A 13,269-nucleotide genomic window follows, 5' to 3' on the forward strand; every position below is an offset into this window, starting at 1 on the left:
TTTTTGCAATAGAAAGAATTATGTTTTGAGCTTTCATGAAAGACATTACAATATCTGGTTTTTTATCTTTTATTATGTTTGATAACCTGAAAGCGTAAGGTATTTCTCCGTTTAGAAATGTGTTTTCCTTATGAAGCGGATATACTTCAAAATCTATGTTTTCTTCTACTATATTCTTGTTTATCACAAAAAATACGTCATGCCCAAGTTTTCTTAGGGCATTTGCTATATCTATTGACATTATAGTAATAGCTGTGCCATTTTGTGAAGCTCTTCCTAAATGGTTTACATAAAGGCATATTTTCATAGCTTGTATTATAACAAAGTTTGTATGTTAAAATACTTTTATGAAGGCGCTTTTTATAGGGGCTAGTTCTGATTTGGCCATAGCTACAGAGGAAGAGTTTGCTAAAAACGGTTTCGAGCTTTTTCTAATAGCAAGAAACAAAGATAGACTTGAAGAGATTGCAAACCATATAAACGTTTTATCTTCAAAAAAGCCTAATACTTATGTTTGTGATTTAACAGATTACGATACTTTAGAAAAAATAATGGATGAAATATTTTCACAAAACGTCATAGATGTAGTTTTGATATTCCAAGGATATCTGCCAAAGGACCCTTACGATAAAAAAGAGATTTTAAATACTGTAGATGTAAATTATACTTCTTGTGTGATGAGCGCAAACTTTGCAATAAAGCATTTTTTAAAACAGCATCACGGTATGCTGATAGGCATCTCTTCGGTGGCGGGAGATAGGGCTAGACCATCAAACTCTTTGTACGGCTCCACCAAGGCTGGTTTTAGTTTTTACCTTGAGGGTCTAAGATATTGCATGGCATCAAAAAATATACATGTAATGACTGTAAAACCAGGTTTTATAAAAACAAAAATGACTAAAGATATATCGTTTCCGAGCTTTTTAGCGGGAGAAAAAGAAAGAGTAGCAAAAGATATATACGATGCTATGCTAAAGAAAAAGGATGTCCTTTATACGCCTTCTTTTTACGAGCTTATAGTAAGAGCTTTAAAAGTTGTGCCATCTTCTTTGATGAAAAAGCTCGGTAAAAACAAATGTTAAATGTTAAAATCAGAAGGTTATATACTAAACCGCTTTTATCTTTTAGAGGCTGAGGAAACCGAAGCTCTTACAAAGATTGTGCAAGTTTATTTAAAATCAAGAGGGCTTGTCACTCTTTATGTAAGAGATATATATGTAGATTCCAATCTTTTTGGGAAACTTGAGCTTTTTGACAAAGTAAACATATGGTGGGAATCTGCCAAAGACTTGGCAAACCTGGTAGATATAATAGATTACGAGAGAAATAAAAATCTATATTCTTATGGAAACTATATGGGATTTTCTTATATATCAAAAGCTATAAAAGAAGAGATAAAGCTATACGATGAGTATGTTTATGGACTTTTAGAGTTTTTTTGGCGTTATGATTTTGGAAAAAACTTTTATATTCCAGTGTTGTGGTTTTTAATAAATGTAGCAGACTATTTTGGTTTTAGGCCTTTATTTTTGGATAAAGATTTTTCTAAAAGCCCAAATTTTCTATATATAAACCTTCAGGATGGAGATATAGGAGTATCAAAATACTCTATGAAAGTGAGAAAACATGTTTTAGAGATTTTAAAAATCATATCAAACACCGATTTAGAAAATATAGGTGATGTAAAAATGAGTATATCAGATGCCAAAGAAGGTGCTAAATTTATGATGAGGCTTTTTAGAGGTTTAAGCAGATGAAAAAATTTGGTATTACGATGGGTGACCCAGCAGGGATAGGACCAGAACTTATACTAAAGCTTCAAAACGACATGGAAGACGAAAACGCATATGTAATATATGGAGAAGAATACGTTTTAAAGCATGCTTCAAGTGTTTTGGGGGAAAATTTTTACTACGAAAAAATAAATAGCGTAGACGACATAAAAGATAAAGGCGTATATTTGATATCCTTGGGGTTAAAAGGTGCTTTGGAACCCTCTCCTTCTTCTGGGCGCCTTGCTATAGCTTATCTTGCAAGAGCTACAGCAGATGCTATTTCAAAAAAACTAAACGGCATTTTAACTATGCCCATAAACAAATATTTTGCAAAAGCCTCTGGTTTTAGCTTCAACGGTCAAACAGAGTATCTTGCTTTTGCTGACAACAAAAAAGATTTTGCTATGATGATGTATGGAGATTCTATAAAAGTGGTGCTTGCTACTATACACATACCTTTAAAAGATGTGGCAAATACCATAAACATAGAGCTTATAAAACAAAAAATAAAACTTATAAAAGAATACATACCAAAGTACTTTCATTTTATGCCAACTGTAAAGGTGCTTGGCTTAAACCCCCATGCCGGAGAAGGCGGGCTTATAGGTGATGAAGAGGCAAAAATTATAATACCAGCCATAAGGGATGAGGATGTTGTAGGGCCAATCCCACCGGATACGGCTTTTATAGACATAAAAAAGGACGACGTATTTCTTTGTATGTACCATGATCAGGGTCTTATACCTTTTAAGATGTTGGCTTTTGATAAGGGCTCAAACGTTACCATAGGCCTTTCGTTTTTAAGAACATCACCAGACCACGGTACTGCTTACGATATAGCTTATAAAGGACTAGCAAGAGTAGATAGTGCCAGATACTCTTTGGAGCTTTTAAAAAAATATGGATATTAAAAGGCTTGAAGGCACATCTTTAAACGAGACTATTTTAAACTCACAACCACTAGAAGTTTCCAAGGAATCTGAAAACCTTGCCATAGCTATAAAGACTACAGTTTCACAAGCTCTTCTTGGAGCTTTGAGCGATGAGTTATCAAAACAAGGTTTTATAGAAGCTACTGTAGAAGATGTAAAGCCAAACGCTTATAAACTAATGCTTAGCAACGGTGTAGAGATTGAAGTAAACGCTGCCACTACCCTTGATATAAAGAAAAATGATATACTAAAGCTCGTTATAAGCTCTATAAATCCTCTTGTTCTAAAAATAGCCGATGCGAAATCCCCTTCATCTCCTATAAGCGCTTTAAATAAAGCTATGGATTATGAGGCTGCAATCCCTTCCCAAAGCCTTTCTAAAAACGATGTTGAAAACAGCGGACTTTTTTATGAAAAAAAGCTTTTAGATTTTATCTTAAAAGCCAAAGACCTTTCAACCCTTACGCAGGATAACAAATACAAGCTTCTTCAAGACATAGTAAACACTGCCAAAGATATAAAAAGTTTAGAAGCTTTTAAGAATCTAAGAGAAGATGTAAAAGTAGCCATAGAAAACATAGCAAACGCCAACATTACAAAAGCAGATTTAGAAACACTTTTTAAATCACAAAGCCCACCAGAGGATGTAAAAGATATACTTAGTTTGCTGTTGACCCAAGAACCTCAAGATATTCCGAAAGACGTTTTAAACTACATACCAAAAGCTCAAAGCATATTAGCAAATATAGAAAAAAATTTTATTTTTAATGCAAAATCTCTTCCAAATTTTGTTTTAGAACTTTCAAGCGTTTTGAAAAATATGCCAAAGGATATAAAAGATATCTTTTTTAAAAGCCTACAAAACATTCTAAACATAAAAAATCAAAGCGCCAAAGAACTCTTAAAATCAAACCCAGAGTTGTTGTTTGATATCTTAAATGCAAAAGATCCCAAGGAGCTTGTAGCAAATATACAGGACAACGCTTTTAAAACTGTTGTTAGCGATGTATTAAAAGATATAAGTAGCGTCAAACAAGATATTTTAAACCAGATATCTCAAAATCCTGTAAAGGTATTGGAATTTTCAAAGCATATAAAGGAAGCGTTAAACAACTTGCAAAGTAATGTAAGTTTTGATACTAAGCTTAACCATCTCAAGGAAAACGCAAATACGCTTTACAATATAAACTTAGCTCAGCAGTTTATACTTCAAAACAACGCATTTTTTGTAAATTTTGAAGAGGGTTCAAAAAAGGGTTTTGGAGCTTTTAAAAAAGAAGAAAACACCTATAGGGCTTTTATAAAGCTAAACTGGGAAGATGGATTTTTAGGAAGCATTTTAGAGATGCCAAAAAACTATACAAAAAGGATTTTTGTAAAATTTTATACAGATATAGAGCCTCTTTCAAAGCTTTTGGAATCTTCTAAAGATGAGCTTGATAATGTGCTGAAAGAAGAAGGTTTAAATTTAAACGCTTTGGAAGTTTTTATATTAAAAGCCCAAGAATTTGACTTAGAAGTGGCAAGAAACATAACCCAAAGTTCAAATTTGAATATTTTTACATAGTATGGATGAAAAAGAGAAAAAAGCCATAGCCTTAAAATACGAAAGAGGAAAGGACAACGCTCCTCGTCTTGTAGCAAAAGGAAAAGGTTATATAGCCCAAAAGATTGTAGAACTTGCCAAAGAGCATCAAATACCTGTTATCCAAGATGAAAAACTTCTATCCGCTGCTTACAACCTTGATATATATGAAGAGATACCGCCAGAGCTTTACAAAGCTGTTGCAAAAGTCCTTGTTTTTGTAGAAAAGCTAAAAAAGAGGCTATGACTCTAATAGACCTATATCAAATTCTTTTATCTTCTTTTGGTTATCAAAACTGGTGGCCAATAGATGCTGATTATCACAAGACCCACAATACAGATCCCAAAGATGAGATAATAATAGGAGCAATTCTTACTCAAAACACCAACTGGAAAAACGTAGAAAAGGCTTTAGAAAACCTAAAAACCCATAAGCTTTTAAGCCTAAAAGCTATAAAAGATATAGATATTGAGCTTTTAAAAGAACTAATAAGACCATCAGGCTTTTTCCAAAGAAAAGCAAAAATACTAAAAGAAGTATCAAATCTGGAAGAAAGCCCCACTAGGGAAATCCTGTTAAACATAAAAGGCATAGGTAAAGAAACCGCCGATTCTATACTTCTATACGCTTACAACAAGCCTTACTTTGTAATAGATATGTATACCAAAAGGCTTTTAGATAGACTATTTGATATAACATTCAAAGAATACGATCAATATGCAAACTTCATAACATCTCAAATACCACAAGATATCGATATCTATAAAGAATACCATGCCCTTATCGTAGAGCATGCAAAAAGATACTGCCGAAAAACTCCAAACTGCGGCGAGTGTATATTAAAAGATATGTGCATAAAGAAAGACTATAAAACCTTTTAAGGTATGATATAATATCAATTTATTAAAAGCTTTAAAAGGGGTAAATTGTATGGAAAGGACGCTTGTGATAGTAAAACCAGATGCTTTTGAGAAAGGGGCCACTGGAGCCATAATTGACATACTTTCTAAAAATGGTCTTAGGCTTTTGGCGTTGAAGATGTTTAAGTTTTCTAAAGAAAAAGCGGAAGGCTTTTACTATGTGCACAGAGAAAGGGGATTTTTCGGTGAGCTTGTAGAATTTATGTGCTCTGGTCCTGTGGTAGCAATGGTTTTAGAAGGTGAAAATGCTATATCAAAAGTAAGGGAACTAATAGGTCCTACTGATAGCGAAGAGGCAAGAAAAGTAGCTCCAAACTCTATAAGGGCGCTTTTTGGTACAGACAAGGGAAAAAACGCTATACACGCTTCAGATTCTAAAGAATCAGCCTCCTACGAGATACCATATATATTTTCATCTTTAGAGATATACTCATGAGCTGTTATAAATCCAGCGAAAAACTTTTCACGCCGGGACCAGTAGAAATACCAGAAGAGATAAGGGCTATATTAGGAGCCCAAATAATACACCATAGAACCCCTGAGTTTAAAAAAGCTCTTATAGATACAAGAAATCTTTTTAAAAAGCTTATTTCAAGTGAAAGCGATAATTTTGTATTTTTTGCAAGCTCTGGTACTGGTGCAATGGAAGCCGCCGTTATAAACTTTTTTAGCTCTGGAGATAAAGTCCTTGTTTTAAACGGCGGTAAATTTGCCGAAAGATGGTTAGAGCTTTGCAAAACCTATGGGCTTGATGTGGTAGATTTCAAAGTAGAATGGGGTGAGACTTACGACAAAGAAGCTCTTAAAGAAGCTATTGAAAAAGAAAATGTAAAAGGCGTTTTTATACAAATTTCTGAGACCTCTACCGCTACTTATCACGATCCTAAGTTTATAGGTAGCCTTTTAAAAGACAAAGATATCCTTTTGGTGGCTGATGCTATAACAGCACTTGGCACTTACGAGATAAAACCAGAGGAAGACGGTATAGATATACTTGTGGGTGGTTCTCAAAAATCTTTTATGCTCCCGCCTGGTCTTTCTATGCTTTGGTTTTCTGAAAAAGCCAGTAAAAGGCTTAATCCCAAAGGGTATTACTTTAACATATCAAAAGAGCTAAAAAAACAGATAGAGGGTCAAACTGCCTATACGCCTGCCATACCTATAATCCTTGGTCTTCAAAAATCTTTAGAGATGATACTAAATGAAGGTATTAAAAACATAGAAAAGAAAACCACCGCCATATCAAAAGCCACTTTAAAAGCCTTTGAAAAAATGGGTTTTAAGGCTTTTAGTAAAAATCCTTCCATATCTGTAAGCGCCATAGAAACACCCAATATGGATGCGGAAAACTTTAGAAAAGAGCTTTTAAAACTTGGCATAAGAACAGCTGGTGGGCAGGATAGATTGAAAGGCAAGATTTTTAGAGTATCTCATATGGGTCAAATAGATGCTATATCTACTTTTTCTGTGATACAAGCTGCCTCTATTGTTATGGGTACCTCTAAAGATGTGCTGGAAGAGTATATAAATACAGTAAAAGCTTTATGTGTAGATTGATTCTTGTAAGACATGCTGAAAGTCAGTGGAATCCTATAGGAAGGTATCAAGGAGTTTTGGACCCAGACCTTTCGGAAAGAGGTGAGCTTCAGGCAAAGGCTTTGGCTATTCATATAAAAAAAGAGTTTCCGCAGGTAGAGGCTATATATTCATCTCCTCTCACGAGGACTAAGAAAACCGCTCTTGCTATATCAGAGCTTTTAGGAAAAGAAATTTTTACAGATAATAGGCTTATTGAAATAGACCACGGTGATTGGTCTGGTGAGCTTGTAGATGATATAGAGAAAAAATATAAGGAAGATTTTGAAACTTGGATGAAGCGTCCTCATGAGATCGTTTTCCCAAACGGTGAATCTTTAAAGGAAGTTTTTGATAGGGTAGTTGATTTTTTAAACTTTGTAAAAGCTACATACAAGGATAAAACTGTGATAGCGGTTTCTCACTCGGTACCTATAAGGGTGTTTTACTGTGCTTTGCTTGGTATAGATTTATCTCATTTTTGGGCTTTTGGATGCGATAACGCCTCTTATTCTATTTTGAGTTTGGGGGAGCAAGATGTGATCCAAAAGCTAAATATAAGCTGCCATTTAGGAGAACTATATGCTGAAGCGCATAGGGCTATTTAGCGTATTTATACTTTTTGTTATAGCGTCTTTTGCCACAGATCCAACCAAGATAAACATAAAAGAGCTAAAAGAAGATCAAAAAGCTTCCAATAAAACAGGAATTCCCCATCAATTAAATTTAAACGTCCAAGTGATAAGCCAATTCAACATCGACAAACCACCTTTAGAACCCCCAGCTAAGCTAAAAGCCCCTTCTTTCAAAGAGCTTGATTTGAGTGGTGAGGTTTTACAAGCCCCCGCTTATATGGAGCTTACCCCGGTAATGAAGTTGAAAAACTCCTCTTTTATAAGTTGTGGTGAGCCAGACGATGTAGCAGATTACTCTGATATGGTATCTGATTATCTAAATGGTGACTATAAGGGTGTTGAGAGGAATTTTCAAAGGCTTTTAAAATATACGTATTCACCTTACCTTCCAATGGGATACTATGTAATGGGTATGACGAGGCTAAAAGAAAACAACGAGCTTTCTGCAAGGGATATGTTTTATAACTCTTGTAAATATACTTCTATATATCAACAAAGCGCTTGCGAAGGGTATTACGCTCTTAGCCTAAAACTAAATCAAAAACCTATTTTTATAAATTCTCCCACTTATCATAAAAAGCTTTGGGAAACGGTTTTTGCCATAAAAAACGGCGGTAGATACTCCACTGTAAACTGCAGCGAGTTTGTATTTAAAAATTACTGTTCTTATATAAACGACTTTATACAAGGTATAATAATACCTGGTTATTACCAAAACAGCCTGTTTTTTAGGTCTGGTATTATAAATTACTTTTCCAAAAAATACGACATAGCAAAGCAAATTTTTGAAACCATATATACAAACTACTCTCTTCCTTACAACCTAAGATATAAAGCCCTTTATTATCTTGCCTTGATAGATTTGAAGAATAAAAAATACGAAAAAGCTTTAGAAAAAGCCGTAATGATAGAAAATCTTTATCCTGGTTCTGATTTGGCTTTAAATTTATACGCTCTTGTGGGCGAAGAAAATCCTAAGGGTGCGGCAGTTGCTTCTATTCTCTCTAGCAACAAATACAGTATACTTACAAAGTTAGCGGCAGTTCAAGCTTACAACAACGGTGATTACAACTATGCCAAGCTTTTATTCTTAAAGATAAAAGACTATAAAGATGCAGTTTACGCTTGCATAAAAGCCAAAGACTATAAAGAGGCTATAAATATTTTACAGATGATGCCAAACCACGATGAGTTTTATTACAAATGGCTTGCAGAAAGCTATTATTACACCAACAATCTTATAGCCCTTAGAAATCTTCTTCAAAGTCCTGGTTTTAAACGTTATCATGAACTTTATAATTACTACAAAGGATGGTATTACTTTAAGCTTGGAGACTATCAAAAAGCTTTAACTTACTTCACAAGCAGATACTATAGGGCTATAGTCTACTTCAATATGGGAGATTATAAAGATGTTGTAAGGCTTTTAGAAAATCCATCCACTTACGATGAGAGAATACTCCTTGCCAAAGCTTACCTATCTATAGATGAACCCGCTAAAGCAAGAGAAGTATTAAAACCAAATACCGCTGAAGCCAAATATCTCTATGGGCTTTCTTACTTTATACAAAACGATTATCAAAACGCTATAAAATACTTTAAAGAGGTAGCTTCTTCCAAACGCTTTGGAGCGAGGGCACTTCTTAAGCTTGGAGATGCTTATTACAACTTAGGTGATATCAACAAAGCTATTTACTATTATCAAAAGGTAGTGGAAAACTATCCAAACTCTAAAGAGGCCATGGAAGCTTCTTACGATATTATATCTTCTCGTATTAAAAATCCTTCTAAAAATTTAGAGGTGGCTATAAAGCAGTTCATAGAAAGGTACAAAAACAATCCTCTTTCTGAAGATCTAAAGTATCAGCTTGCTAATATTTATATAAAGCAGGGCAAAAAAGAAGAAGCTTACAGCCTCTTATCAAGTATAGTGGGTGGTCCTAGGTATAGAGCTATGCTAAAAATGGCTATGTTAGAACCAGACCCTCACAAAAAAGAAGAGCTTCTTATAAGCGTGATAGACAACGCTCAAGGGGAAACTAAGGAAAAGGCAAAAGAACTCTTGGCAGATTTATATTTAAAAGAAGGGCATATCAACAAAGCTGCAGCTATATATTCTACCGGCGATGAAAAAGACCTGATACACGCCTACGAGATATACATATCAAATCACATGTTAAACAAAGCTAAAGATATACTTAATAGGTTAATATCCCAATATCAAGATGACAAGGTAAGGGCTTTGGCTTTGGAGGCTTTTAATACATTTAAAGACCCAAACCTTCTTAAATTCGCTTCGCAATCCCAAGACCCTTCTATAAAGGCAAAAGCTTTTTATGAGCTTGGAAACTACTATCTTTCAAACGGTGATAAAAACAAGGCTTTAAAAGAGTATGTGAGCGTAGTAATTCTCACTCCAAACGAGCAAGATATATACAAAGACTCTATACTAAAAGCCTCAAAAATCTTGATAAGTATGCATGCTTACGAAGATGCTTCTTGTCTTTTGGATAAGCTAAACATGAGTTCTTTGTCAAATCAAGAACTTTATCATGTAAAAAGACTTAAACGTCGTTTACCGGCTTGTAAAAATAAAAATCTTTTAAACATTGGAGGTTAGAAGATGGATGATATTATGATAATAATACAAAGAGGTGGTATAGTAATATATCCTCTTTTGGTGCTGTCTGTTATATCGTGGGCTATTATATTGGAAAGGGCTTTCGCTCTTAGGCTAAGTAGGTTTTTACCAAAAGGCTATGCTCAGATAAAAGCTCTTATACTTGGTAGAAATATAGACGCTGCTGTTAAGATGCTAGAAACTCAAAACACCAACGCTTCAAAGGCTTTTTTATCGCTTTTAAAAGCTTATTTAAAAGGAAGAAGAGATTCTTATCAGCTAAACAGAATAGCGGAAGACGCTTTCTCTTACGTGATATCTGATGCGGATAAAAACTTGGTTTTACTTTCTACGGTAGCTTCGGTATCACCGCTTTTAGGGCTTTTTGGTACTATAACGGGTCTTATAAAGGTGTTTGCAGCCTTTTCTACTTCTGAAACCCAATCTGCTATGTATCTTTTGGCAAACGGCATAAGCGAAGCTCTAACAGCGGCGGCTACAGGGCTTGCAGTGGCTATACCAGCTTTATTTTTTTACTGGGTTTACAAAGCTGTGGAAAACCGTATAGTATCTAAAATAGAAACAGAGGTAAAAGAGATAATAGACGCTATATCGGAGGGATAATATGAACCTAAGAAAAAAAGCAAAAGTAGGTATGTCAATAGAAGAAAGGACTTACGTTGATGTAGTGCCTTTGGTAGACACCCTTTTGGCGGTGTTTTTATTCTTGGCAATCCTTGCCTTTCAATCTCCTATGGTATTTTTGGCAGTAAAGCTCCCTCAAGCTCAAACCGGTAAAAAAACCGTTGTTCAAACTATGAGGGTTGAAATACTTCCAAACGGTCAATACATACTAAACGGCCAATACGTGACTCTCACAGACATTCAAAACGCCATTCAAAATACGAAAGTAAACAACCAGCCCATAAACGACCTTATCATAGAAGCCGATGAAAACACCTTAGAAAAGTACGTAGTAGCTCTTATGGATGTTGCCAAACAAAATGGCATTAAAAACATCCTCATAGCTACTCGTATGAAAAGATGATTTTTTTCACTATTAAAAAACTCCTCACCGCTATTCTTATACCACCGGGTATTTTTATAATAACTTTTTTCTTTATAAGCTTTTTTGTCAAAAACAAGAAAATAAAGGTTCTGTCCTTTGGTATGACTATGCTTTTCTACCTTCTTTCTATAACACCTGTAAAAGATGCTCTTATAACTCCTTTAGAGCATACCTACAACCAACCAAAAGGTTTTTTAAACGCCAACGCCATAGTGGTCTTAGGTGGTGGATACTACAAAAACGGCAATTTATCTGGTGAGACCGTTAAAAGGCTTTTAGCGGGTATTTATCTATCTTACAAGACCAAGATACCTCTTATACTTTCTGGAGTGGACATAAAGTATCTTCCAAAAAATACACCAATAGTAAAAATTCTTGATGCAGTAGATGTTGGTAATATATATGAAGATGTTAAAAGCAAAGATACTATTCAAAACGCCGCCCAAAGCTACAAGATATGCACCCGTTATATAAACCCGCAATGTAGTAGTATAATACTTGTAACTTCAGCTTACCATATGCCAAGGGCAAAGATGCTTTTTGATAAATTTTTTAAAAATGTAATACCTTATCCAGTGGATTACAAAGAAGACTTAAGGTACAATCTAAGAAGCTTTTTACCAAACATGTCAGATTTGGAAAACTCCACAAAAGCAATAAGAGAATACCTTGGTGTAGCGTATTATTTTATCCTTTTAAAGGTGTTTTGATGGCCAAAGAAAAAACTACCTTTGTGTGTCAAAACTGCGGCCAAACCTACGTAAAATGGGTAGGAAAGTGTAGCGCTTGCGGAGAATGGAACACAGTTGTAGAAGAAAAACTTGTAATAAGCTCGCAGGGCACAGCTTTAAGCTCTTTTGAAAAGCCTATAAAACTAATAGATATAGAACGAGAGTTTTTAGACAGGATATCTACTGGTTATAAAACCCTTGATATGGCTTTGGGTGGGGGCATTGTAAAAGGGCAGGTGATACTTTTAAGCGGTGAACCAGGCATTGGTAAATCTACGCTTTTACTGAAAATAGCAGATTTTATGTCAAAAGACGGCATTGTAATATACGCCTCTGGTGAAGAATCATCTTCTCAAATATCAATAAGAGCAAATAGAATGGGTGTAAGCTCATCAAACCTTTTTATATTAAACTCCACCAACATAGAACATATAATATCTTGTGCAAAAGAATACAGCGCCAAAGCCCTCATTATAGACTCTATCCAAACTATGTATACAAACACCATAGAATCATCGCCTGGTTCTGTGGCGCAAGTTAGAGAATCTACTTTTAAACTGGTGGATTTTTGTAAAAATACTGGCATACCTTGTTTTATAGTAGGACACATAAACAAGGAGGGTATGATAGCAGGTCCAAAGGTATTGGAACATATGGTAGATAGCGTATGCCAGTTTGAGGGAGAGCGCTTTCATCTTTACAGAGTTTTAATGATTTTAAAAAATAGATACGGAGCTACCGGTGAAATGGCTGTATTTAAAATGGAAGACCAAGGGCTTACAGAGGTATTAGAGCCTTCTTTATTTTTTTTAAGCGAGAGAAAAGAAGATGCGGTAGGCTCTGTAATATTTCCTCATACCGAAGGCACTAAACCAATACTTGTGGAAATTCAAGCTCTCGTCCTAAAAGCTCTATACACTACTCCACAGCGAAAAACCCAAGGCTTTGATGTAAATAGACTTGCTATAATCTTGGGCGTTCTTGAAAAAGAAGCTAGGATTTTTACAAGAGATTCTGACGTTTATGTAAATGTGGTGGGTGGCATTGAAATAAGAGAACCAGCTTGTGATTTAGCCATAGCCATAGCTATCGCATCCTCCAAAAAAGAAAAACCCATTTTAAAAGATGTTGCTATTTTTGGTGAAATAGGTTTAGGTGGTGAGATAAGGGCAGTGCATCATGTAGAGCCAAGGCTTAAAGAGTTGGAGCGTTTTGGTATAAAAAGAGTTATCTTGCCTAAAAGCTCAATAAAAGACATAAATAATTCAAACCTTGAACTTCTTGGTGTGAGCCATATTTTAGAAGCGATAGAACTAGCTATCTAATGGCAATTTCTCCCACTCAAATCCCACCACATTCCTTTCACTCTTGCTAAACTCTATCCCTATAAGATATATCTCTTTATAGCTGCCCTTATACTTTTCAT

The 13,269-nt window shown here is 35.0% G+C and carries 15 protein-coding genes; 14 read left to right on the top strand and 1 reads right to left on the bottom strand.

Annotation, left to right across the window (positions count from 1 at the left end; translation table 11 throughout):
- On the bottom strand, window positions 1-307 hold a 307-nt coding region (locus ACP5S8_RS06610; protein ID WP_461876180.1), incomplete at its 3' end, for a glycosyltransferase.
- A 40-nt stretch (window positions 308-347) separates the two neighbouring features.
- Here ACP5S8_RS06610 and ACP5S8_RS06615 point away from each other — a divergent pair.
- The 14 genes from ACP5S8_RS06615 (at window position 348) to radA (ending at window position 13,168) form a co-directional block, all read left to right on the top strand.
- Complete coding sequence (locus ACP5S8_RS06615) at window positions 348-1,082, top strand: SDR family NAD(P)-dependent oxidoreductase (protein ID WP_461870056.1); 735 nt, start codon at window positions 348-350, stop codon at window positions 1,080-1,082.
- Entirely contained in the window at window positions 1,083-1,757 is a 675-nt protein-coding gene (locus ACP5S8_RS06620; protein WP_461871833.1) for a hypothetical protein, read from the top strand.
- Window positions 1,754-2,686, top strand: coding sequence for a 4-hydroxythreonine-4-phosphate dehydrogenase PdxA (gene pdxA / locus ACP5S8_RS06625; protein ID WP_461876182.1), 933 nt, complete (start codon window positions 1,754-1,756; stop codon window positions 2,684-2,686). The genes ACP5S8_RS06620 and pdxA overlap by 4 nt, the downstream gene beginning before the upstream one ends.
- A complete protein-coding gene (locus ACP5S8_RS06630) occupies window positions 2,676-4,274 on the top strand; it encodes a hypothetical protein (RefSeq protein ID WP_461876183.1) in 1,599 nt (532 codons plus the stop codon). The genes pdxA and ACP5S8_RS06630 overlap by 11 nt, the downstream gene beginning before the upstream one ends.
- Before the next feature lies 1 nt (window position 4,275).
- Window positions 4,276-4,539, top strand: coding sequence for an EscU/YscU/HrcU family type III secretion system export apparatus switch protein (locus ACP5S8_RS06635; protein ID WP_461870060.1), 264 nt, complete (start codon window positions 4,276-4,278; stop codon window positions 4,537-4,539).
- A complete protein-coding gene (locus ACP5S8_RS06640; protein ID WP_461876184.1) occupies window positions 4,536-5,174 on the top strand; it encodes an endonuclease in 639 nt (212 codons plus the stop codon). Before ACP5S8_RS06635 ends, ACP5S8_RS06640 begins: the two co-directional genes overlap by 4 nt.
- A 49-nt stretch (window positions 5,175-5,223) precedes the next feature.
- Complete coding sequence (gene ndk, locus ACP5S8_RS06645) at window positions 5,224-5,649, top strand: nucleoside-diphosphate kinase (RefSeq protein WP_461870062.1); 426 nt, start codon at window positions 5,224-5,226, stop codon at window positions 5,647-5,649.
- Window positions 5,646-6,770, top strand: a complete 1,125-nt coding sequence (locus ACP5S8_RS06650; RefSeq protein ID WP_461876186.1) for a pyridoxal-phosphate-dependent aminotransferase family protein — start codon at window positions 5,646-5,648, stop codon at window positions 6,768-6,770. Before ndk ends, ACP5S8_RS06650 begins: the two co-directional genes overlap by 4 nt.
- Window positions 6,758-7,396 carry a histidine phosphatase family protein gene (locus tag ACP5S8_RS06655; RefSeq protein ID WP_461872356.1) on the top strand — a complete coding sequence of 213 codons (639 nt, stop codon included), beginning with the start codon at window positions 6,758-6,760 and terminating at the stop codon, window positions 7,394-7,396. The genes ACP5S8_RS06650 and ACP5S8_RS06655 overlap by 13 nt, the downstream gene beginning before the upstream one ends.
- Window positions 7,371-10,043 carry a tetratricopeptide repeat protein gene (locus ACP5S8_RS06660; protein ID WP_461876187.1) on the top strand — a complete coding sequence of 891 codons (2,673 nt, stop codon included), beginning with the start codon at window positions 7,371-7,373 and terminating at the stop codon, window positions 10,041-10,043. The genes ACP5S8_RS06655 and ACP5S8_RS06660 overlap by 26 nt, the downstream gene beginning before the upstream one ends.
- Before the next feature lie 3 nt (window positions 10,044-10,046).
- On the top strand, window positions 10,047-10,667 hold the full coding sequence (locus tag ACP5S8_RS06665) for a MotA/TolQ/ExbB proton channel family protein (protein ID WP_461870066.1): 621 nt from the start codon (window positions 10,047-10,049) through the stop codon (window positions 10,665-10,667).
- 1 nt (window position 10,668) lies between these two features.
- On the top strand, window positions 10,669-11,091 hold the full coding sequence (locus ACP5S8_RS06670) for a biopolymer transporter ExbD (protein WP_012514008.1): 423 nt from the start codon (window positions 10,669-10,671) through the stop codon (window positions 11,089-11,091).
- 122 nt (window positions 11,092-11,213) lie between these two features.
- Window positions 11,214-11,822, top strand: coding sequence for a YdcF family protein (locus ACP5S8_RS06675; RefSeq protein ID WP_461876188.1), 609 nt, complete (start codon window positions 11,214-11,216; stop codon window positions 11,820-11,822).
- The gene (radA, locus tag ACP5S8_RS06680) at window positions 11,822-13,168 is read left to right on the top strand and encodes a DNA repair protein RadA (protein ID WP_461876190.1); all 1,347 of its coding nucleotides are present in this window, start codon (window positions 11,822-11,824) and stop codon (window positions 13,166-13,168) included. The genes ACP5S8_RS06675 and radA overlap by 1 nt, the downstream gene beginning before the upstream one ends.
- Window positions 13,169-13,269: the final 101 nt, after the last annotated feature.

It is taken from the genome of Hydrogenobaculum sp. (genome assembly GCF_049967395.1).
Classification (GTDB): Bacteria; Aquificota; Aquificia; order Aquificales; family Aquificaceae; genus Hydrogenobaculum.